Genomic DNA, 21,689 nt, shown 5'->3' with positions numbered 1-21,689 from the left:
CCTTAGCGGAGGCGGGGCGTGGCTGAATAGGCTGGCTGGATGGATCTTGACGAATTTGACGATGCCCCTGGACTCTTCGACTTCGACGCCGATGAGCTCGCCACGCTCCCGCCCGTGCGGTTCGCCGATCTGCATGAGCTGGCCGCGGACGCGCGTCAGAGCCCCTCGTTGACGCGGGCAGCCGAGTACGCCAGGGGCGCGGAGCAGCTCGGGTATGAGCCGGACGACCTCCCGCCCGACAACCGTGAGGAGAACCACGTGTTCTGGGTGGCTGCAAACGTAGGCTTCCTGGAGGTCGAAGAGGGGTTCTTCGCCAAGGAACTCGCCTTCGCCTGGCCTGAGGTCTCCGACGCGCAGGCGGTCGAGATGTGGGCGAAAGGCATGTACGGAGTAATCGTCGCCAACATCACGGACCAACTTGAGATCGATCTCCTCGACGAGCTCCTCGACCAGGACCCGGACGCTGAGGACGCTCTGCCCCCTTTCAACGACGCCTTCCATATGCTCGTCCCCGTGCTGCTGGTCGCGCTGCTCCGGGCACCAGGCAGTGTGCCTGTCAGTGAGCTGCGCCGAGTCGCCGTAGGCCGGACCGGGCAGTGGTCCTGGGATATGGTCGCGGCGCGGCAGGGCGACCCACTTGCCGCGATCCTGCAGGTCCTCACCGAATACGGTACCGCTGTAGTCGAGAATTACGCGGTGCGACTGACGCCGCTCGGGCTCTACGGCACGGTGTTCCACATGCAACAGGATGGTCACGCCGTCCCCGTCGCAGGCTGACGAGCCGCTACCCCCTGCTCGTCCAGGTGTAGGTGCTGGATCCATTGACGGAGACATTTGGGGAAGGGAAAGGTTGGTCTCTGGTCGACCTGGCTGTTCCGGCTACGGTGCTCATGCTGCGCCTATCCGGAAATTCTGCACGTAACGGGCAGTGAGATCGCGCCAGTAACGTCATTGATTTGTTACTTGGAACGTGTCAACGAAGTCGTCCCTAGAAGCGACATACTCACTATGCAGCCGCATTACCCCCAAGATCCTCAGCAGCCGGGATATCCGCCAGGGGAGTACCAGGCACATCCGGGATATGGCCAGCCCGGACCTGCTTCCGCCCCATACCCTCAGGGGCCGTATGGCGCGCAACCGCCCTATCACTCTGGCTCTCACACTCAGGGGATGCGTTCACACGCGGGCCAGACCCCCATGTACCCAGGTCTCCCCAGGCCTCTTCCTGCCAATAACAATTTCGCGGTTGCATCACTCATTCAAGGCGTCCTCGGTCTCCTCAATGCGTTCGTCATTCCGGGGCTGGGGTTTGTTCTTGGCGTTATGGCCTGCGTCTTTGGGGGACTCGGCATGAGTCGCGCGAACAAAGTGGGCAAGGGGCAAGGCATGGCGATCACCGGCATCGTTCTCGGCCCCATCGCGATCACCGTCAGCATCCTGGCGGGCATCGTCTGGGCGGGCATTAACAGCTAATTAGCTCCCGCCCAACTAGGCCCCCGGCTCGGGAATACCCCGAGTTCGGGGGTCTTCTTGCTGTAGGGCGTGCTGAAATCACGCCCCACGCTTACCAGGACGAGGCGATCGACCGGTTCCTGGAGCGCCCGCCTGGCCACCAGCGGCCGACCAATGTCCCTTTCGGATGAATCGTATTGTCGGTAGACCATCGAGACCCGATCCGGGGGCGCGGCAGCAGCGAAATGACCGGGCGGGCCATGGTGGACCGTCAGGCTCGTCACTGGGGTGGGATCCGCTGCAGGATCTCCCCCCTCGCGCCGATGACGACGAGCGTCCGCACGTCGGCTCCCGAGGGATACTCCACGGCCCACAGCCCGAGCCCCGCTCCGACACTTCGTGTGAGGTTCCCGGGAAGCTTCCCCCCGTCCTTTGTGACAGCCGTCACCCCGTGAACGTCGTGCTTGGCCACACCGAACCAGACGCCTATACCGCGAAGCTTGCCCTGCGTGCGGGCGAACTCGTTGGCGGCGAGTGGAGGAAATCCGGAGCAGGAGCTACCGTTCGGCCCGCTCTCGCAAAGGAAGAGCTCGTTCTTGCGGGGCGCGTCGCTCAGCCACATGACAAGCGGTGGCACGGAGGCGATCTTTCCCTTGGGGGGATACTTCTTCTTCAGTTCCGCGAATCCCTTGTAAGTGGGCCGTGGCGTGGCCGTGGCGGACGGCGCGGCGGGCACAGCGACGGCGACACCGTCCCTCTGCCCCGGCCACGGGCGAACCACCCAGGCCGCAACGACGGCCGCGACCGTCACCGCCGCCGTGATCCCGGCGACGGCCGCACGATGACGTCTGCGCATGGCGCGTCCTGCCGCAATGGCATGGTTCACGTCCACCGCGGTAGGCGGCTGCTCCTCGCGCGCCAGCGAGTCGAACACCTGCTTGACATCCATCAGCATTCCTCCGCACGTGCTAGACGGGATTCCGGCTCGCCGAGCATCGCGCGCAGAGTGGCGAGGCCGCGGGCGGTCTGGCTCTTGACGGTTCCGGTGGAGCAGCCCAGCACGTGGGCGGTCTGCTCCACGCTCAGATCGCAATGAAAGCGCAGTACGAGGGTGGCGCGCTGGCGCGGAGGGACGGCGGTGAGGGCCCGGTGGATGTCCATGGCCATGTCCCGGTCGCCGCTTTCGAGCGGCTGGTGGGATATCGCGGACGTCAGCCGTACCCGCGAAAACCAGCCTCTTCGCTGTTCGGCGAGGAAGACCCGGATCAGCATCACCCGTACGTAGGCGTCGAGGTCGTCGGCCGCCCGCGCCTGGCGCCATTTGACGTAGAGCCGTGTTATCGCTGTCTGTACCAGGTCATCCGCGCGGTGCCAGTCCTGGCACAACGGGTAGGCGATCTTCCGCAACCAGGACAGCCGGCCCCTCACATAGGCGGTGTACTCCTCATCAAGGCTCATGGGGCTCCCAGATAGATGGCTTCACACCAGAGGAGATGCCGCCAGCCCGGACGCGGGTTGCATAGAACGGGCCGAACTACGGAGTGTCCTCTCCAGATGATTCCGTACCACCAAGATCGGCATCGAAGGCGTGATCCGGCAACTAAACCTGAACACCGACACGAGCACCGACAACAACGCGCGAACTCCGACAGCTTCAACTGCAACCAACACCGAGCCCGGAATCTCGGGAAGTCCACCGGGTACCCCGGCACGAGCTCGACAACTACGGCATGCACCGCTCCATGCGGCTGAGGATCAGCACTACCTCCAGGGAGGCAGCCCTCACATCGGCTGAACCAGCGACAACAACAGTGTGAGCTTTGTGAACTCGTTCGTTCGCGAGTCGGACGAGCCGGGCCCTGACCGGCACCGGTAGCGCGAGGTTGCCGGCGTCGAAGAACGCGACATGCCCTCGGCATCCTGAAGCGTCGCGAGCCGAACGAGCAGTCGGTCGCGCTCTATCTCAGCGTTGTCGCAGGTAATGCCACAGATTCATGGCCCTGTCTAGCCATCAAACACGAAACGTACGTGGTACTCCGATGAGGAAATGCCCGTCGACTGGCGAGGGATGGCGATCTCCGGCCTGGAGTCCGCGACACTCCGCTCGGCCGTGGAGCTTGGGGCGGTGGCCTGCAAGATGACCTGCGCGACCAGCTGAGGCGCGTCGTTCATAGGCATATGGCTGCATCCGGGCAGCCACACCATCCGCATCAGGGGGATCATGGCTGCCGCACGCGCAGCCTGGCGCGCCGGCAGGACCCGGTCGGCTGTGCCCCAGGCAATGGTCACCGGCAGGTCGGGAATGTCCCCGACGAACAGGTCCCGTGCACGCCCGGCACGCATGGCGGCCTGGAACGCGACCGCCTGGCGTAGTGCCCGCAGCGCCGCCGCCACTGCCTCCGGCGCGGACTGGTCAGCGCGCATGTACAGGGTGCCGGTCAAGGCCGCCTGCCCCAGGATCGTCTGCGAGAGCCAAGCCGTGATCGGCTCCGGCAGGCGCGCGATCTGACGGGCCGCGTTCAGTACGGCAAAGGCATACCACCGCTCGGTGTGGCTCCAGAATCCGGCCGGGGCCACCGCGGTCACACTGCGGGCGAGACCTGCCTGGCCTAGCCGCAACGCGATCAGCCCGCCCAGGGAATGCCCGACCACATGCGGCCGCTCCAGCCCGAGCGCGGTGAACACCACGTCCAGCCCAGCCACCACGGTGGGCAGGTCGTGGGGCTGACCGTCGGGCAGATCGGGGGACTCACCAAAGCCCGGCAGATCTATCGTGATCACGTCGCGCTCGACCGTGAGCAACGGCACCACCGCGTCCCACGCCTGCCGGTTCGACCCGAGGCCGTGCAGCAAGACCACCGGCTCACCGGTTCCGCGCCGCTCGTACGCCACGGTCATCGGGGCCACACCCGGCGGGCGTACTTCCACACGAGACCCCGTAGCGGAGAGAACCGCAGGCGGAATGGTCCTGCCACGGTTGACCAGCGGTGCGGGCATCGCCAGCACCGCAGCTGGCAGGCCGCCCGCCCAGTCGCAGACCTTCCCGACGACCTGCGTCCCTGTCCGGAGCACATCGGCACCAAGACGGGTGATGGGGGTGAAAGCAGATGTCACTGAGGACAACGACAGGACGTTCAACATCGTGACAGGGCGTTCGCCCATCCCTCCCCACTTCGGTCATAGGGGCACCAAAGTTTCGGTAACGTTAACGGTCCACACGAGTCATGGCATAGCGACAGACCGAAATTTTTACTTTTGGGTCGGAGCGTCGTCGGTCAAATTTCTGCCACGCCCGGCCCTGGAGGCCGGCCGTGTCACCGTCAGGCGCGAGGACACAGGACCGGGGGCAACGCATCTTTTGCATGCTGTTACGCAGCAGCCCGCATCGCATGGGCGCCGCCGAGTGGAAAGGGGCACAGCGCAGCGTCGGCTGCTGGTGCATGCATCGGCCGGCGGCAGCGCAGCAAGCGACCATAAACGGGCTCAACAGCCCGAGTGACCGCTCTGGCTCGGTAGTTTCATCGCGGCACGTGACGAACGAGCCGGAACGGTGCTGACGGTTGGTGGATCAGCGGCGTCCCGCTCGATTCAGTGCGTCCTCGGCCTGGGTGGCCATCGCGGTGACCAGGTCCTCCGCCGAGGGCAGGTCGATGATGAGGTCGACGGCCTCGCCCGCCCAAACCGGCAGCGGGGGGATCGCGCCGCGTGCCACGTCCTCCTGGTAGTCCTGAAGGGCTTGAGGATCGGCCGCGAGCTCGGCCTCCCGGCTGCGCCAACGGTCGAGGTAGGGGTGGCCGAGCGTGCGGGCAGGATACTTCGACGGCCACTTGGAGCCTCGTGCGATGTCCAGCACGGTGCTCCGCTCGGTGTCCTGACCCCGCCCCTCGAGGATCGCCTTGGTGATCGAGGGATGGGCCAGGGCCTCGGTGGTGGCCTGGAAGCGGGTGCCGATGAGCGTTCCGGCAGCACCCAGCACGAGAGCCGCCGCCACACCGCGCCCATCGGCGATCCCGCCCGCTGCCAGCACCGGCACCGGAGCTACGAGATCCACCACCGCGGGCACGAACGGCAAGGTGGACCGCCCGCGCGCGGCTCCATGCCCGCCGCTCTCGGTTCCCTGAGCCACGATCACATCGGCGCCCAGGTCCACGGCCCGCTTGGCCTCCTCCAGATCGGTGACCTGGAGGATCAATAGAGCCCCTGCCCGGCGGACATGCTCCGCGTATGGGCTCGGATCGCCGAAGGACAGCATCACAGCGCTGGGGCCGTAGCTCAGCGCCAGCTCCACCGCAGCGAGATCGATGCCCCAGGTCAGGAATCCGACGCCCCACGGCCCTTCGGTGCCCGCGACGATCGGGACCTCACGTGCCAGCCATTCCGGGTCCCCGTACGCGCCGCCCAGAATCCCGAACCCGCCACCGCGAGAGACGGCTGCGGCCAGCGCGCCACCGGCTGACCCACCCATCGGCGCCAGCGCGATCGGGTACCGCACGCCGAGCATCTCCGTGAACACCGTCGACAACGTCATGTCCACATCGTGCCGTCTCGTCCGACAGGCAGGATCACAAACACAGCAACTGCCCTCCGCGGACCGGACCCGCCACGGCCGGCGACCGGCTCGTCACAGGCTCTCGGCGACGCGACCGCGGGCACGCTGGCCATTGCGACCTTCGCGGGCAGATAGCGCCCACCAAGTGGCCGCTGATCACTGCCCGGACAGCCTTCGAACGAGCTCCCTTGCCAACCACGTACTGCGGCCCGACCGGATTCCTGAGCCGAATCGGCATCTCACAACCTTGATCACCGTCAGGGCATATCAGCCATACGAGGAGGAGAGCCGGAGTGCGCCGATGCTCACGCCTGTCCCCGAGTTCCCATCCATCGATCCGGCCACGATGGTCGCAGGCGCGGCGGCGTTCAGCGTGGAATCACCCAGCCCGGCGCCCAGGCCCCGGCGGCCGCGTGGCCGGGGGATGTGGCGGCGAGGTGGGCGCGGAGGGTGGCCAGCGCCGGGTGGGGGTTGTCGCGGTGCCACAAGAGGGAGTGCGGGTAGACGGGCGTGGGGTCGGTGACCGGGATGCGGCGCAGGCCGTGGCCGGCGGGCCAGACGAGGCGGGTCTGCTCGCCCATGAAAGTGGCCAGGGCCGGGGTGTCGGCGATGGTGTCGAGGAGCGCGTCGGAGCCGAAGTTGGGGCCGGTCGCCTCGATGGTGAGGCCGAACTCGGCGACGAGGTCGTCGTAGTAGGCAGCCCACTCGGTACCGGGGACGATGCCGGGCATCCAGATCCGGTGCCCGGCGAGCTGGGTCAGGGTCACCGACCGGGCGGACGCCAGCGCGTGGGCAGGGCCGGTGAGGAGTTGGAGCGGCTCGTCGAGCACGCGGACGGACTCGATGTCGTCGGGAAGGGGCCGGCCGGGCACGGCGACGGCGCGGAAGGAGGCGTCGATCACACCGGACCGAATGGCGGCGACGGCCTTCTCGATATCGAACAGCATCACCACGTCGAGCTCAATCTCGGGGTGCGCGCGGTGGAAGCCGCGCATCAGGCCCGACGCCGCGCTGCGCGAGGCGATCACGTCGACGCGCAGCGGACGGCTGCCGGCGCGCACGGACGCGACCGCACGCTCGGCGACGCGCAGCAGCTCGCGGGCGTGGGGCAGGAACGCCTGCCCATCAATGGTGAGCTCGGCGCCGCGCGCGGTGCGGGTGAACAGCCGCACGCCGAGGTTGCGCTCCAGCACGGCGATGCGCTTGGAGACGGCCTGCTGGGTGACCGCCAGCTCGGCGGCGGCCTCCTGAAACTGCCCCGCGTCGGCGGCGGCGACGAAGGTCCGGACGGTGTCGAAGTCCATGCCCATACCTTATGGACACAACCGTTCGTTGTGGCCGAGGGCCTTGTAGTTGTTTGATCCCCGGGTATGGCGCGCGCTTTGATGCTTTCCGATCGCGGATCGGTTGTGCGGGTGGATAGTGAGGGGCGTCGGGCATGAGGAGCGGGCACCGGCTGGGGCGGCAGTTCGGATGGCTCTGGGGGGCGTACGGGACCAGCGCGCTCGGTACGTGGCTGGCCTTCGGCGCGTTCCCACTGATCGCCATCCAGGTGTTGCACGCCGGACCGGCCGAGGTCGCCACGCTCTCCTGCGTGGGGGCTGTGGTGGGCGCGGCCGTGGCGGTGCCGCTCGGCCCGTGGGTGGAGTTCCGCCGCAAGCGGCCGGTGCTGATCGCGATGGACCTGGTGCGGTTCGCGGCGCTGCTGACGATCCCCATCGCGTTCGCGCTCGGCGTGCTCACCTTCCTTCAGCTCCTGCTGGTCTCGGTCGTCGTCGCGGCGGCCGACATCACCTTCCGCGCCGCCTCCGGCGCGTACCTGAAGACGTTGCTGCAGGCCGAGGACCTGCTGGTCGCCAACGCCCGATTCGAGTCCACGGCCTGGACGACCACGATCATCGGACCACCGCTGGGCGGCGCGGCGATCGGGCTCCTCGGTCCGGTGGCGACGGTGGTGGCCGACGCGGTCAGCTACCTGCTCTCGGCCTTGGGCATCGGCGCGATGGGCGGGCACGAGCCGCGGCCCCAGCGCCGAGAGGCGGCGCGCATGCGGGCCGGGGACCTGCTCGACGGTTGGCGGTACATCCTCGCCGACGCGACGCTGCGCCGGCTGTTGTTCAACACCGCCCTTTTCAACGGCCTGGTGATGGCCACCGGGCCGCTGCTGGCCGTCCTGATGCTCGGCCAACTGGGGTTCGCGCCGTGGCAGTACGGCCTCGCCTTTGCCGCGCCCGCGATCGGTGGGCTGATCGGTGCGCGGCTGGCCCGCCCCCTCGTCACTTGGTTCGGGCAGCACCAGGTCCTCATCGTGGCCGGGGCGCTGCGCGCGCTCTGGTCGGTCGGCCTGGCCTTCCTGGGGCCGGGCACCGGAGGGCTGCTGCTGGTGATGGGCGTCGAGCTTGGGCTCATCTTCTGCTGCGGGGTCTTCAACCCCGTCTGCGCGACTCACCGCCTCGAGCGCACCGCGACCGGCCGGGTCGCCCGCATGCTGTCTGCCTGGGCGGTGACGACCAAGGCCTCGACCGCGCTCCTGACGGCCGTCTGGGGCGTGCTGGGCGGCCTGCTCGGCCCGCGTACGGCCATCGGCCTGGCCGGCGTGCTCCTGCTGGCGACTCCGCTGCTGCTCCCCCGCCGCGCAGCGCCGCCCCTCGCCGAACCGGAGCCGGCACCGAGCCGCGCCTGACGGGGGATGCGACGACATCCTGTCGGCTTCAGCAGCCGATGGCCGCCACGCCTGCGACAGAAGTGGCAAATGTGGCTATTTGTTAGGCATTCGAGATCAACTCCGAGAAGACGGCGTTGCCTGACGGGAGTCCAAGGAAGTGGGGGTCCAAGCAACACAAACGGGGTGAATTCTCATGGTCGAAAGACTGCTCAACGTCAGGGAGGCCGGCTGGCCTCGGATCTTCGTTCCCATCGGAGTGTTCCTCGCGGCGTTCGGCGTGTGCAACTTCGCCGAACTGCCGCTCGGCTGGAAAGATCGTGTTCCCCAGATCACCCGCTACCTGGAAGCCACCGTCGGCCTGGGGGCCGAATGGGTGCCCGCGGCCCTGTGGACGGCCAAAACCGTCGAGCTCGCGCTCGGCGTCATCGCCGTCATCGCGCTGACCAGACGGCACGTCGGTCTGCTGGCTACCTCGGTCCTCGGGTGGATGGCCTGGTTCATAGGCTTCGCGGTCCTCGATGTCTGGGCCGCGGACAGGGCCGAGCTTCAGGAACACACGGTGTACTTCGTGATGTTCACGGTCCTGCTGGTGAGCATCCTCGTGGTCAGTGCGGCCCGGCAGGCATTACAGCGGCTGGAGGGCTACGCTTCCACGCGGGCTGACGCGTAGGTGGCAGGGTGCGGTACGGCCTGCACTCGGTGGGGCAGGCCGTCCGCGCCGTGCTCGGCCGGGCCAGACCGGCACGGGGGCAGTTGCCGTCGTGGAGATTCGCCCACCTCCCGGGCGATGAACCGTATGGTCCAGAGTCACAGCGCCTCAGGGTAGAGCCGGCACGGCAGGCTGGGAGTTGGTCCAGCCGACCTCGACCAGCGTCTCGTTGAACGACTTCTGCGCGAACGCCTTGCCGTTGAGCATGACCGTCTGGTCCTGCGACAGCAACACCATCCTGCCGGTGTCGACGATCAGCCTCAGCTGGACGGAGGTCGCCTTCTCTCCCGTCCCGTTCGATCTGTCGATCACGACGACGGCGCCAGATCTGCCCAGGTTGTCCTTCGCATTGCCGTCGGCGCGGACGCCCGGCATTGTCAGCAGAGCCTGGTAGGCCGCCGCGCGGACCTCCTTCGGAGCGGGAAGGGCGTGCAGGAGCTGAGGCAGGGTCGACGTGAGCCACCCGGGGATGGAAATGTCCTGGAGCCGGCTCACCTGGCCCGCCTTCGTGAGCCAGTCCTTCAGACGGTTCGGGTCGGCGGGCAGGCGCTGAACCTCGTCGTACGTCAGCCACTGCCCGGCGAGCAGGAACTGGTTCCGTTCCCGCACGGGGACCATGCGACCTTTGGAGGGCTCGGTGGACAACTTCACGGTCTTGCCGTCGATCGATTCGCTCCACTTAGAGGGGGAGCCGTCACGCTGCCACGCCTTCTTGTCCGCCGCGGTCGCCGGCTGCGTCCCCAGTTCCCGGTATCCGAACCACCTCCTGCCGTCGGGGGCGCTCCACGATTCCGAGATCCGCCGCTGGACCAGCGAATAGGGGTCCGACTTGGTGCCGAACCGCCAGGGGTGGGTGGAGGTCATCAGTGCCCTGGTGTGCCAGTACGCGCCCTCCGGGGGAGCGGCAGCAGCCGGTGCGCTCAGGACGGTGGCGCCCACGGCCAGGCCGACGCCGAGAGCGATCAGCCGCCTGGCCGGCGCGGTCGCGAACCTCATCAGTTTGCTCCATGGATTCGAAGTCACGACTATCCATACGCCTGGGGCTGCCCTAACGGTTGCCCACGAAAGGGTTCGCGTCAGCGGGCAACCGTCGCGGAAGGCCGAAGCGTATTAGGAGGCGTGACATCGGACAGACAGCCGTGAGCGGCGCGGAGCATGACTTCGGCGCCTTTGTGGCCGCACGTGCCACGAGCCTGCTGCGGGTCGCCTATCTCGCCTGTGGCGACGAGACGGAGGCCGAGGACCTGCTGCAGACGGCGCTCGAGCGTACTTACAGGAACTGGGACCGGGTCCGCCACGACAGCCCGGAGCCCTACGTGCGCCGCGTCATCATCAACGCCGCCATCAGCCGCGCCCGCCGCCGGGCGATCCTCAGCATCATTCCCATGCACAGCCCGCCAGAGACGTCGGCCCGCGCCGGCGACCCCGACCTGGTCCATGTGCTCATGGACGCGCTGCGCGCCCTGCCGCCCCGGCAGCGCGCGGTGATCGTCCTGCGGTACTGGGAGGACCTGAGCGAGACGCAGACCGCCGAGGTGCTCGGATGCGCGCTCGGCACGGTCAAGAGCCAGGCGTCGAAGGCCCTGGTCAAGCTCCGCTCGGCGCTCGGCAGGGAAACAGTGGAAGGAGTGATCAAGAATGCCCACGCTTGAGGACGAGATCCGCCGGCTCATGGCGGACGAGACCGCGAGGCTGCAGGCCGCGCCCGACCTGCTGACGCGGGTGGTGCACTCCCACCGGAACAGGAGGAGAAGGGCCAAGGCCGCGGCGGTGGCCGCGTCCGTGGCCGTGGTCGTCGCGCCCGTCGCCTACCTGACCGCCGGTTCAGTGGCCACGAGCGGCGAGCAGGCCACGATCTCCGCAGTACCGGAACCGCCTGCCATCGACGACACCCCGCCCGTGCGGTCCGAACCGCCGGACCTCGGGAACCTGGGCGACGGGAAGGAGTTCGGGCACGTCAAGGTGGGATATCTGCCTGAGCGGCTGCAGTGGTCCGAATGGTCGGTGGACTTCGGCGACAGGTACTCGACGGCGTACAACTACAAGGGCGACGACAAAGGCTCCTATCGAGTCCAGATCTACATGTATGAGGAGGCGGCCGTCCAGGAGGTCGACGACCGGATCCGGGGATATCGCGAGGAGGGGGAGGGCGAGGAGGTGGCCATCGGCGACCGGAGCGGCTACCTGGTCGTGCAGGACGTCGGTGAGGACGGCATGAAGGGCACCCCGACCCTCTTCCTCAGAATGGGCGACAGGCAGTGGGCCGAGATCATGGTCAGCCCCATGTATGTCAAGGAGTTCTCTGGCATCGAGGCCGTCACGGCCGAGCTGAAGAAGATCGCGGAAGGGCTTACGTCCACCCGGTGATGCCGAGTGGCCGCTCTCGTGACGGATGCCTCGCGCAGGCGAACCTCGGCGTACCGTCAGGGGGCCGGGGTTCGGGGGCGGTTCCACCAGAGGGAGAGGGACAGGGCCGCGGTGATGAGGATGGCGCCGCCGGCGGCGAAGGCGGCGGCTGTGTCGACCCGTTGGCGGATGACGGTGAAGCTGCCGGGGAGGGCGTCGAGGGCGCTTTGGAGCTGGTCGGCGTTCTCAGCCCGGTGGTAGGAGCCGCCGGTGGTCTGGGCGATCTGCTTGAGGGCGGGCTCGTCGATCATGCGGATATTGCGGCCGCCCCTGTCGAATCCGCCGCGGCCGCCGCCCCAGCCGCCGAAGCCGCCGTCGAATTGGGAGTTGCCGCAGACCATCGGGGCCGGGCTCGTGGTGCCGAAGCCGATGGGAAAGACGCGCACGCGGCGCAGGGCCGCCTCCTGGGCGGCGGTCTGGGGGTCGACGCCCTGGGTGTTGGCGCCGTCGGTGAGCACGATGATCGCGGCACCGGCGTACCCTTCGCCACTGCTGGTGGGTTTCGCGCCGGTGGGCGCGACCGACGGGTCGACGTCCGCGATCGCGTCGATCGAGGTGAGTATGGCCTGCCCGATCGCGGTGCCGCGGTACGTGGTGAGGTTGTCCAGCGCCGCGATCAGCGCGTCGGTGTCGTCGGTGGGAGGGACGAGCAGGCCTGCGTTGCCCGCGAAGGTGACCAGGCCGATGCGCGGCCCGCCGCGCTGCGACTCGATGAAGTCCGTGGCGGCCTTCGTCGCGGCGGTGATGCGGTTGGGGTCGACGTCCGTGGAGCACATGGAGCCGGAGGTGTCGAGCGCGAGCAGGATCGTCGCCGACGTCTGCGGCACCGGTACTGACGCCTGTGGCCGCGCGGCGCCGACCGCGAGCAGCGCGAGCCCGGCTACGAACAGCGCCGCGGGGATCTTCCGCGTCCAGCGCGTACGGCCGGGCAGGGCGCTGCGTACGAGCGCGATCGAGGTGACGCGCACGGCGGCCCGCCGGCGGCGGCGTCGCGCCCACCAGCGGATGGCGAAGATCAGCGGGATGATCAGGACGGTCAGCAGCGCCCACGGCCATGAGAACGACATTCAGATCACCCGTCCAGACCGAAGCACGGTGAGCGCCGCTCCCCCGGTGAGCAACGCGAGGGCGAGCCAGATCAGCCCGCCGGCGAGGGGCAGCGGCTCGTCGGAGACGGTGAGCCGCAGGTCGATCGTGTCGGCGATCCCGTTGAGCCGTGCGGCGTCGGAGGCGGGATGGTACGCGCCGCCGGTGGTCTCCGCGATCACGGTGAGGGTGTCCTCCTCGAGCGAGGTCTGCAGGTGGAAGCCGTCGACCTGCACCGTCGCCCCGGCCGTGGTGCCGACGCCGACGGTGTGAATGTGGACGCCTGCCTGCTGGGCCACGGTGGCGGCACGTTCGACGTCGGGGCCCCGGTTCTGCCCGTCGGAGAACATCACGATCGTCGCCGACGGCCAGTAGCCGATGTCGGGTGCGGTGCCGTCGCGACCGATGGCCACCTGCTTGCCGATGATCGCCGACAGCGAGCCCGTGATGGCCGTTTCCAGCGAGGTGCCGCCGGCGATCTTCAGCCGGTCGATGGCCTTGAGCGCGATGGAGTGGTCGGCGTCGGGCCGTGCGGTGGTGAGCGCGCCGCGTTCGAACGCGACGACTCCGATGTCGACGCTGTCAGGCTGCGCCGCCACGAACGCGCGGGCGGCCCGCTGCGCGGCCGCCAGCCGGGTGGGCGCTACGTCGTCGGCGCCCATGCTGTTGGAGACGTCGATGGCGAGGATGACGGTGCCCTCCGTCCGCGGGACCGGCACCATGGCCGTCGGGCCGGCGGTGGCGATCCCGAGTATGCCGACGCCGGCGATCGTCAGTCCGACTCCGAGGTACGCCCGGCGCCCGCCCGGCACCATGACGCCGGCCGCGGCGAGCGCTGCCGTCCGGCGGCGCGCCGAGACGACGGCCGCCCAGGCGAGCGCCGCCGTGACGAGCAGTCCGACGGCCAGCAGCAGCGGGGAGGACAAGGTCATGAGGCCTCCCATGAGATGAGCTCGCTCACGGCGACCGGTCCCGGGTTCGGGCGACGACCTCGACGAGCGCCTCGTCCAGGTCGCGGTCGGTGTCGATGCGGTGGACGGGCACCCCGGCCCGGCGCATGCCCGCCGTGAGCCGGGCGTCGCGGGCGTCGACGGCCTCGCGGAAGCGGACCCGCAACAACGGGTCGGCGGAGTCGACGACGAGCTGCTCGCCGGTCTCGGCGTCCTCGACCACGATCAGCCCGGCTTCGGGCAGCACGTCGTCGGCGGTGTCCACGATCCGCAGGACGACGACCTCGTGCCGCCGGGCCAGGCGCTGAAGCGAGCGCTCCCAGTCGCCGTCGCCGATGAAGTCCGACAGCACGACGATGAGCGCGCGGCGGCGCGCCAGCCGTCCGGCCGCATCGAGCATCTCCGCCAGGTCGGTGGTGGCACCACCGTGCGCCGCGGAGCTGCGTTCCAGCTCGGCGCCGATCCGCAGCGCGTGCCGCCGGGAGGTGCCGGGCGGCACGACGCGCAGCATCCCGGTGTCGAACAGCAGGGCGCCGACGCGGTTGCCGCCCCGGCCGAACAGCCGGGCGAGGACGAGCGCGAGCTCGGCGAGCACGTCGTGCTTGCCGCGCCCCGGCCGGCCGGCCGCCATCGACGCCGACCGGTCGAGCACGAGCCACACGGTCAGCTCGCGGTCCTCGGTGAACACGCGCAGGTGCGGCTCGTCCAGCCGTGCGGTCACGTTCCAGTCGATGTGGCGGGCGTCGTCGCCGTCGACGTACGCGCGCAACCCGGTGAAGTCGATCCCGGAGCCGCGGTGCGCGGTGCGGTGGGCGCCCTGGAGCCGGCCGTCGAGCCTGCGGACGACCTTCCACTCCAGGCGGAGCAGGAGCCTCTCGGGGGCGGTGGCCATGGCTCAGCGGTTCTGCAGGACGACGTCGGGCGCCCGGACAGCGCCGAGCACCCTGGTGATGATCGTGTCGGCGTCGACGTCGTCCGCGAGGGCCTCGTACGACAGCACGAGGCGGTGGCGCAGCACGTCGAGCGCGAGCTCGGACAGGTCGTGCGGCAGGACGTAGTCGCGGCCGCGCAGGAACGCCAGCGCCCGGGCGCCCGTGACGAGCGCGATGGACGCCCGCGGGCTCGCCCCGTAGGTGACATACCGTTCCAGCTCGCCGAGCCCGGCCGTCGCGGGGGAACGCGTCACGGCGACCAGCCGCACCGCGTAGTCGACGATGGCCGGGTCGACGTACACCTCCTGAGCGCGGGCCCGCATCGCGATCAGCTCCGCGGCCGTCACCATCGGCTGCGGCGACTCCGGCGGACGCAGCGCCCGGTCGACGATCGCCTGCTCTTCGGCCTGCGTCGGATAGTCGACGACCACCTTCATCATGAAACGGTCGACCTGCGCTTCGGGCAGCGGGTAGGTGCCCTCCGACTCGATCGGGTTCTCCGTCGCCATGACGAGGAACGGCTCGGGCACCCGGAACGTCTCACGGCCGATCGTCACCTGATGCTCCTGCATCACTTCCAGCAGGGCGCTCTGCACCTTGGCGGGAGCGCGGTTGATCTCGTCGGCCAGCAGCAGGTTCGCGAACACCGGGCCGAGCTCGGTTTTGAACTCGCCGGAGTGCTGGTGGTAGACCCGCGTGCCCACGAGGTCGGCGGGCACCAGGTCGGGGGTGAACTGGACGCGCTGGAAGCTCCCGGCGATCGCGGCGGCCAGCGACCGCACCGCGAGCGTCTTGGCCAGGCCCGGCACGCCCTCGACGAGCAGGTGGCCGTCGGCGATCAGTGCGACGGCCATGCGCTCCAGCAGGACGTCCTGCCCGACGATCGTGCGTTTGACCTCGAACAGCACATGTTCGAGCGGATGAGCCGACTCGGGGGACTTGGTCGAGGTCATATGGTGTTCCTTCTCGTCGGTCAAATCAGGGGCCCGTCGCCCGGCGGGCCGTCGCCTTCGCTGCCACCCAGGGCCACGCCGATCGGCACCGCGAACGCGATGCCGGCGAACGCCTCGTCGCCTCCCGGGTCGGCGATCGAGACGACGATCCCGATGACCAGGCCGCGAGCGTCCAGGAGGGGACCGCCGGAGCTGCCCGGGTTGACGGAGGCGTCGAACTGAATGAGCCCGCTCAGGTCACCGTCCTCGGCGCTCCGGTTCAGGCCCGACACAACACCGGTGGAGACGCTGTACGTCAGGCCCAGCGGATTGCCGATCGCCACCACGGGCGCACCCACGGCCACCGCGCCGCCGAGCGTCGCCGGGACGACGATCTCGGGCAGCTCCGCGGGCTTGAGGGTCGCGACGTCACGCTTGGGATTCGCCGACACGACAACGGCCTTCGTCTTGGTGCCGTCAGCGAACGTCACGGTGACGTCCTTGGTGCCTTTGACGACGTGGTGTGCCGTCAGAATCGTCCCGTCGTCAGCCGCGATCACCCCGGTGCCGAGCGACTTCCCGGCCTGGATGACCGCCACCGACGGCCCGGCCCTCTTGAAGACCTCGGACACCGCGAGCGTCGCACTGGGCGTCGGCGTCGCGCTCGGCCGGGGCGCGGCCGCTTCGCCGTTCCCACCGCTGCTTCCCAGCCAGTACGCCAGCACCGCCACGACGACAAGTGCGCCACCCCCGACGACGAACCGCCGAGCCCTCCCGGCCACGGCTCCCTGAGCCTCGGCCGCACCAGCGTCCTGCGGCACGCGCTCCATCGCCCCATCGTCATAAACCTCAGCGAAAACTGCCATAAAGCCCGTCTAAGAACTCCATGAGAACGGGTCTTACTCAGTCCAACGCGTGCAGCACGGAGACGAGGACGGCGGCGCCATCAGCCGGTGGAGCAGCCCATTCCCGGCGCGCCGCGTTCGATCAGGGACGCGGCAGTTGTCGCTGGTGCCAGCGCTGCAGCAGCGATGGCAGCTCGTCCAGCAGGAACTGGTAGAAGTCCCGCATCCGCGCCAGCCGCTGGTGGGCCGGATCGCCCGGCTCGGTGGTCGCGATACCGGTGTCTGCGGCTTGCAACATGACCTGGACGACGGTGTTCTGCGTGGAAAACAGCCGAGGCCAGGCGTCGTCGCGCAGCCGATAGTGCTCACGCCGGCTGCCGGGAGCGGGCAGGCGTTCGATCAGCCCGACTGACAGCAGCGTCCTGACCGCGCCGGAGACCGAGCCCGCGCTCACGCCGAGCCGCTCGGCGATCTGGCCCATGGTGACCGTCTCGGTGTCGGTGAACAGGAACACCGCGAGCGTCCGCGCGGACATGCGCTGCATCCCGCCCTCGGTCAGCGCCAGGGCCAGCCGTTCGGCCGCCAGCCACTGCTCCTGCCTGTCGCTCACCCGCCACCTCCATGCAGCAGGATAGCGAATCGTTGTGAGTCTTCAGAAATTTCCGAAATTTCGATATATTGGAGGGAATCGGCCTGTGGCGGGTCGACGGTGTGCCGGGAAGCCTGGTCGGCGAGCAAGATCCACGAAATGTCGATGAGCAGGTGCGGCCGCCGGCCCGCCCGCAGACAGGAAACGCCGATGAAGGTCCTCATCCTCACCCACGGCACCCGCGGCGACGTGCAACCCTACGCCGCGCTTGCCCACGCCCTGCGCCAGGCCGGACACGAGGCGGTGCTGGGTGCCCCGGCCGCGTCCGCGTCCCTGGCCGAACCGTACGGCCTGCCGTTCGCGGCGCTGGACGACGGCCCGAACCGGCTCATCGACGACCCAGACATTCGGGAGGCGATCGAGACCAACTACCGGGGCCTGCGCGGCAAGAAGATCGCGCTCACCGTCATCAAACGGACCAAGCCGCTGATGGCCCAGGTGCTGGCCGACATGGCCGCCGCAGCCGACGGCGGCGCGGATGTGATCGTGCACCCGCCCGGCTTTCCCTGCCATCACATCGCCGAGCGCCTGGGCGTGCCCGCCGTGCCGGCCGCGATGCAGCCGGTGTGGGTGCCGACCGGCACGTTCCCCAACCCGATGCTGGCCGGCGTCACGGTACCCCGGGCGCTGAACCGGGCCTCGTACCTGCCCACCAGGCTGCTGTTGCGGGCCTCCATCGCCGGCGTCGCCGACCGGTTCCGGCGCGAGACCTTGCACCTGCCCCGGCGGCGGGGACGGCACGACGTGCTGCGCGCCCCTGACGGCAGCCCGGTCACCGTGCTGCAGGCCTTCAGCACGCACGTGCTGCCGCGAGGGCTCGACTATCCGTCCTGGGTGCCCACCACCGGGTTCTGGTACCTGCCCGCCGCCCCGGGGTGGACGCCGCCGGCGGAGTTGAGCGCCTTCCTTCAGGCCGGAGAGCCGCCGGTCTGCATCGGCTTCGGCAGCATGGCGGGCACCGACCCGCGCCGCGTCGGCCGGATCGTCGCCGAGGCCGTCAAGCTGGCCGAGGTCCGCGCGGTCCTGGTCTCCGGCTGGGGCGGCATCCACCTCGACGACCTGCCCGACACCATGCTCCTGCTGGACCAGGCGCCCCATGACTGGCTGTTCCCACGCATGGCCGCGATCGTGCACCACGGCGGCAGCGGCACCACCGGCGCCGCCCTGGCCGCCGGACGCCCACAGGTGATCTGCCCGTTCGTCGCCGACCAGCCGTTCTGGGCCTCGCGGATGCACGCGGCGGGCATCGCCCCGGCACCCCAACCGCAGCGCAGGCTCACCCCGCACAGCCTGGCCGCCGCCATCACGGCCGCCGCCACCGACCAGGGCATGGCCGAACGCGCCGACAACCTCGGCGCACGGATCCGCGCCGAGAACGGCGTCCACACCGCAGTCAGAATCCTGGAGACCCTCGCATGACCACCGACCGCGTGAACGCCGACCTCGCCGAACTGTTCACCACCCCCGACCGCGACGCCTTCCTGGCCGGCCTCGCCGAGCACGGCCCCGTCACCCGGGGCCACTACCTGGACGGCACGCCGATCTGGCTGGTCACCGGATACGAGGAGAGCCTCGCCGTGCTGACCGACCCCCGGCTCAGCAGCGACATGGCCCGCCAGACCAAGCTGAACGTGGCGGCCATCGCCGGGATACCCGAGGACGTGCGGCCGTACCTGACGCGCACCATGGGCGCCTACGACCCGCCGGACCACACGCGGCTGCGCAGGCTCGTCTCGCGCGAGTTCACCGCCCGCCGGGTGGAGCGGCTCCGCCCGCGCATCCAGCAGATCGTCGACGAGCTCATCGACGGCTTCACCAGGCACGACTTCACCAGGCACGACTTCAGCGGGCACGACTTCACCGGGCACGACGAGATCGACCTGATCGAACGTTTCGCCTACCCGCTGCCCGTCCAGGTCATCTGCGAGCTTCTCGGCGTGCCCCAGGCCGACCGTGGCACCTGGCGCGTCTGGGGCGAGGCCATGACCGCCGGCGACCTGGAGGCGATGGCGGCAGGCGCCAGGGCCCTGGTGGCGTACATGTCCGAGCTGATCGAGGCCAAGCGCGGCGACGGCGGCGACGACCTGCTGTCCGCGCTGGTCCGCACGCAGGAGGACGACGGCGACCGGCTCAGTACACAAGAGCTGACCTCGGTCGCGATCAGCATCCTCATGGCCGGGCACGAGACTACTGTCAGCCTGATCAGCCATGGCGTTCTTCTCCTGCTCACCCATCCCGACCAGGCCGACCGCCTGCGCGGCGACGCGGACGCGATGGCCGTCGCGGTCGAGGAACTGCTGCGCCACAGCGGCCCGGCCGAGATCGCCCCGCTGCGCTTCACCCTCGAACCCACCCGCGTCGGTGACGTCACCATCCCCGCCGGGGAAGCCGTTCAGGTGGTCAACGCCCTGGCCAACCGTGACCCGCGTCGCTTCAGCGACCCCGGTAGCCTGCGGCTCGACCGCGGCGACAACGCCCATCTGGGCTTCGGGCACGGCATCCACTACTGTCTGGGCGCCGCACTCGCCCGCGCCGAGGCCCAGATCGCTCTGCATACCTTGCTCCTGCGGCTGCCCGGGCTGCGGCTGGCGGTGCCCGCCGAACAGATCGTCTGGAAGCCCGGCCTGATGCGCGCCCTGACCGCTCTGCCTGTGCGTCCATGAACACCGCCAGGGCGCTCCTCGATCGGCCGACAGCCGGTCCAACAGACAGCATCGCCTCAGTTCTTGCCGATGCGGCTCAGCCATTCGCCGAGCAACGTACGTTCCCCGTCGGTGAGGATGGTGGCCTCGTCTAGGTGGGCTTGGAGCGAGACCGCGGCGTTGAGCAGACCGGTGGAGGTGTCCGCGGTGACGGGGTCGGTGGTGATGGTGGCCAGGATCGACTCGCGGGCCATCGTGGACAGAGTCATGTCGCGCTTCTCCGGTGGTGTGGCGATGAGCGTGAGCGTCACACCTTTGCCGGTGGAGTGGATGAGTTGAGCGGCGCGTTCTTCGGTGACGCGAAGCCGGCCGGCCTGGGCGACGCGGTTGACCTTGTGCGCGAGGATGGCGGCGGATTGCTCCGCTGCCGGGGATTCGTGACCGGGGCGCACGTCGCCGAAGATGAGGGTGTAGAAGGCCGGCTGCGCGAGGCCGAACTCGACGTGGAGATCCCATCCGACGCGCAGATCCTCGACGGGATCGTCCGTGTCCTCGAGCGCCGCCTTTTTGGCCAGGTAAGTGGCGAGGCCGAAACTGCCGGCGGCGTCGAGCAGTCCTTGCATGTCACCGAACAGCCGGTAGATGGCTGGTGCTTGCACTCGGGCCGCTGCGCAGACGGTGCGCGTGGAGACGGCGTCGCGGCCGCCTTCGGAGAGGAGCGTCGCCGTGGCCTCGATGATGCGTTCGCGGGGGGCCTTGGCGGGCATAGCCGTAATGTACATCGGCCGCGTCCTCCTCATGTCGGCGAACCACGGACCGTCGCCGAGATTCGTGGTGTGTCGTACAGGTGAGGATGATTCGTCACGGACCGGCGCACCACTGGTCCGGCGGGCTGAGTGCGCGCGCTCGGTGTCCGGCCAGCCGTAGTCCTGGCCCGGCCGGAGCACATTGACCTCGTCCCAGGTGCGGTGGCCCAGTTCGGAGGCGTACGCGGTGCTGTCGAGCCCGAAGGTGTTGCGGTGCCCGGAGGATTGACGTGCTCCTTCCCATGAATGGGGGAGGATTCTCATGGCCGCTACGCCGCCACCCCTTGCGGGGCGGTGCGGGTAGTCCCGCCATGAGGTGCTTGACGCTTCACCGGCCCCAATGGTGCAGGGCCTCCACGTCCAGTGACCGCCCGTCCGGCGGCTGAGTTGTACCGGTACAACTGGGTGCGGGCGGCGTTGACGTCGGCGTTGCCGATCCACCCGCAGGCGGTGTTGTTGCACACGAACCGGGACTGACTCTGGCGGGAGCCTTCGGTGATCGTGTGGCAGGCGTGGCATTCCTGGCTGGTGCCCGGTGCCGGGATGTAGACGACCGTTCCGCCTTTGGCGGTGGCCTTGTAGGTGAGGAACTCGGCGGTGCGGCCCCATGCCTGTCCGGCGATGGCGCGGTTCAGGCCGCGTTTTTGGGCGACGTTCGTGCCCGGCTGTTCGGGGGTGCCGGCGGCGCTCGCCATCATGTTCGTGACCTTGAGGTCTTCGAGCACGATGACGGAGAACCGGTCGGTGAGTTCGGCGGTGGTCTGGTGTTGCCAGTCGATGGCCCGGCGCTTGGCTTTGGCGCGCAGGCGGGCGATCTGGTCGTAGGTTGTCTTCAACCGGCTGCTGGCAGGTTGTCCGGGTTTCGCGGCTCGTTTCTGGCGGGCGGCTTTGCGTTCCAGACGGAGCAGGCGCTGCTGCTCCCCGCCGGACAGCCACTGTTTACGGTGGAAGATCTTCTCTCCGGTGGACAGCGCGAGCGGGACGGCGATGCCCCGGTCGATCGCGGTGTTCGGCCCCGGATGCGGGGCGGGCACCGGCTCCTCGGTCTGGATACGGAACACGATGT

23 protein-coding genes are annotated in these 21,689 nt (G+C 69.2%); 8 read left to right on the top strand and 15 right to left on the bottom strand.

Annotation, left to right across the window (positions count from 1 at the left end; genetic code table 11):
- Positions 1-39: 39 nt before the first annotated feature.
- The gene (locus tag Q9G87_RS55800; RefSeq protein WP_305924836.1) at positions 40-777 is read left to right on the top strand and encodes a hypothetical protein; all 738 of its coding nucleotides are present in this window, start codon (positions 40-42) and stop codon (positions 775-777) included.
- Positions 778-1,170: 393 nt separating this feature from the next.
- Positions 1,171-1,473 (top strand): hypothetical protein, encoded by a 303-nt coding sequence (locus Q9G87_RS55795; RefSeq protein WP_305924835.1) that lies wholly within the window; start codon positions 1,171-1,173, stop codon positions 1,471-1,473.
- A 259-nt stretch (positions 1,474-1,732) separates the two neighbouring features.
- Here Q9G87_RS55795 and Q9G87_RS55790 read toward each other — a convergent pair whose 3' ends face one another.
- The 5 genes from Q9G87_RS55790 to Q9G87_RS55770 form a co-directional block, all read right to left on the bottom strand.
- Positions 1,733-2,401, bottom strand: coding sequence for a hypothetical protein (locus Q9G87_RS55790; protein ID WP_305924834.1), 669 nt, complete (start codon positions 2,399-2,401; stop codon positions 1,733-1,735).
- Complete coding sequence (locus tag Q9G87_RS55785; protein WP_305924833.1) at positions 2,401-2,910, bottom strand: SigE family RNA polymerase sigma factor; 510 nt, start codon at positions 2,908-2,910, stop codon at positions 2,401-2,403. The genes Q9G87_RS55790 and Q9G87_RS55785 overlap by 1 nt, the downstream gene beginning before the upstream one ends.
- A 546-nt stretch (positions 2,911-3,456) precedes the next feature.
- Positions 3,457-4,350, bottom strand: coding sequence for an alpha/beta fold hydrolase (locus Q9G87_RS55780; RefSeq protein WP_305924832.1), 894 nt, complete (start codon positions 4,348-4,350; stop codon positions 3,457-3,459).
- A 670-nt stretch (positions 4,351-5,020) separates the two neighbouring features.
- Positions 5,021-5,980 carry an NAD(P)H-dependent flavin oxidoreductase gene (locus Q9G87_RS55775; RefSeq protein WP_305924831.1) on the bottom strand — a complete coding sequence of 320 codons (960 nt, stop codon included), beginning with the start codon at positions 5,978-5,980 and terminating at the stop codon, positions 5,021-5,023.
- Between the two features lie 389 nt (positions 5,981-6,369).
- Positions 6,370-7,311 carry a LysR family transcriptional regulator gene (locus Q9G87_RS55770; protein ID WP_371825988.1) on the bottom strand — a complete coding sequence of 314 codons (942 nt, stop codon included), beginning with the start codon at positions 7,309-7,311 and terminating at the stop codon, positions 6,370-6,372.
- A gap of 128 nt (positions 7,312-7,439) precedes the next feature.
- Between Q9G87_RS55770 and Q9G87_RS55765 the strand changes: the two genes are divergently transcribed.
- Positions 7,440-8,684, top strand: coding sequence for an MFS transporter (locus Q9G87_RS55765; RefSeq protein ID WP_305924829.1), 1,245 nt, complete (start codon positions 7,440-7,442; stop codon positions 8,682-8,684).
- A 175-nt stretch (positions 8,685-8,859) separates the two neighbouring features.
- Positions 8,860-9,336 (top strand): hypothetical protein, encoded by a 477-nt coding sequence (locus Q9G87_RS55760; protein ID WP_305924828.1) that lies wholly within the window; start codon positions 8,860-8,862, stop codon positions 9,334-9,336.
- Between the two features lie 147 nt (positions 9,337-9,483).
- Here the strand turns inward: Q9G87_RS55760 and Q9G87_RS55755 are convergent, their stop codons facing one another.
- Entirely contained in the window at positions 9,484-10,371 is an 888-nt protein-coding gene (locus Q9G87_RS55755; RefSeq protein WP_305924827.1) for a hypothetical protein, read from the bottom strand.
- 143 nt (positions 10,372-10,514) lie between these two features.
- On the opposite strand from Q9G87_RS55755, the gene Q9G87_RS55750 reads away from it, so the two are divergent.
- Together Q9G87_RS55750 and Q9G87_RS55745 are read left to right on the top strand one after the other, a co-directional pair.
- Positions 10,515-11,027, top strand: coding sequence for a SigE family RNA polymerase sigma factor (locus tag Q9G87_RS55750; RefSeq protein ID WP_305924826.1), 513 nt, complete (start codon positions 10,515-10,517; stop codon positions 11,025-11,027).
- Positions 11,014-11,742, top strand: coding sequence for a hypothetical protein (locus tag Q9G87_RS55745; protein ID WP_305924825.1), 729 nt, complete (start codon positions 11,014-11,016; stop codon positions 11,740-11,742). The genes Q9G87_RS55750 and Q9G87_RS55745 overlap by 14 nt, the downstream gene beginning before the upstream one ends.
- A gap of 56 nt (positions 11,743-11,798) precedes the next feature.
- Here the strand turns inward: Q9G87_RS55745 and Q9G87_RS55740 are convergent, their stop codons facing one another.
- From Q9G87_RS55740 to Q9G87_RS55710, 7 genes are all read right to left on the bottom strand, one after another.
- Positions 11,799-12,848 (bottom strand): VWA domain-containing protein, encoded by a 1,050-nt coding sequence (locus tag Q9G87_RS55740; protein WP_305924824.1) that lies wholly within the window; start codon positions 12,846-12,848, stop codon positions 11,799-11,801.
- Entirely contained in the window at positions 12,849-13,799 is a 951-nt protein-coding gene (locus Q9G87_RS55735; protein ID WP_305924823.1) for a VWA domain-containing protein, read from the bottom strand.
- A 25-nt stretch (positions 13,800-13,824) separates the two neighbouring features.
- Positions 13,825-14,709, bottom strand: coding sequence for a DUF58 domain-containing protein (locus Q9G87_RS55730; protein ID WP_305924822.1), 885 nt, complete (start codon positions 14,707-14,709; stop codon positions 13,825-13,827).
- Between the two features lie 3 nt (positions 14,710-14,712).
- The gene (locus tag Q9G87_RS55725) at positions 14,713-15,702 is read right to left on the bottom strand and encodes an AAA family ATPase (RefSeq protein ID WP_305924821.1); all 990 of its coding nucleotides are present in this window, start codon (positions 15,700-15,702) and stop codon (positions 14,713-14,715) included.
- A gap of 20 nt (positions 15,703-15,722) precedes the next feature.
- Entirely contained in the window at positions 15,723-16,511 is a 789-nt protein-coding gene (locus tag Q9G87_RS55720) for a S1C family serine protease (protein ID WP_305924820.1), read from the bottom strand.
- Between the two features lie 157 nt (positions 16,512-16,668).
- Positions 16,669-17,136 carry a GbsR/MarR family transcriptional regulator gene (locus tag Q9G87_RS55715; RefSeq protein WP_305924819.1) on the bottom strand — a complete coding sequence of 156 codons (468 nt, stop codon included), beginning with the start codon at positions 17,134-17,136 and terminating at the stop codon, positions 16,669-16,671.
- Complete coding sequence (locus Q9G87_RS55710; RefSeq protein ID WP_305924818.1) at positions 17,133-17,339, bottom strand: hypothetical protein; 207 nt, start codon at positions 17,337-17,339, stop codon at positions 17,133-17,135. Before Q9G87_RS55710 ends, Q9G87_RS55715 begins: the two co-directional genes overlap by 4 nt.
- On the opposite strand from Q9G87_RS55710, the gene Q9G87_RS55705 reads away from it, so the two are divergent.
- Both Q9G87_RS55705 and Q9G87_RS55700 read left to right on the top strand, forming a co-directional pair.
- The gene (locus Q9G87_RS55705) at positions 17,326-18,594 is read left to right on the top strand and encodes a glycosyltransferase (protein ID WP_305924817.1); all 1,269 of its coding nucleotides are present in this window, start codon (positions 17,326-17,328) and stop codon (positions 18,592-18,594) included. The genes Q9G87_RS55710 and Q9G87_RS55705 overlap by 14 nt on opposite strands.
- A complete protein-coding gene (locus tag Q9G87_RS55700; RefSeq protein WP_305924816.1) occupies positions 18,591-19,838 on the top strand; it encodes a cytochrome P450 family protein in 1,248 nt (415 codons plus the stop codon). The genes Q9G87_RS55705 and Q9G87_RS55700 overlap by 4 nt, the downstream gene beginning before the upstream one ends.
- A gap of 56 nt (positions 19,839-19,894) precedes the next feature.
- Here the strand turns inward: Q9G87_RS55700 and Q9G87_RS55695 are convergent, their stop codons facing one another.
- Both Q9G87_RS55695 and Q9G87_RS55690 read right to left on the bottom strand, forming a co-directional pair.
- The gene (locus tag Q9G87_RS55695; RefSeq protein WP_305924815.1) at positions 19,895-20,887 is read right to left on the bottom strand and encodes a TetR/AcrR family transcriptional regulator; all 993 of its coding nucleotides are present in this window, start codon (positions 20,885-20,887) and stop codon (positions 19,895-19,897) included.
- A 5-nt stretch (positions 20,888-20,892) separates the two neighbouring features.
- A partial coding sequence (locus Q9G87_RS55690; RefSeq protein ID WP_305924814.1) for an RNA-guided endonuclease InsQ/TnpB family protein occupies positions 20,893-21,689 on the bottom strand: 797 nt, incomplete at its 5' end.

It is taken from the genome of Nonomuraea turcica, assembly GCF_030718205.1.
Taxonomy (GTDB): domain Bacteria; phylum Actinomycetota; class Actinomycetes; order Streptosporangiales; family Streptosporangiaceae; genus Nonomuraea.
Note: the sequence above shows the minus strand (reverse complement) of the source record. Positions and strands in the feature narration are given on the sequence as shown.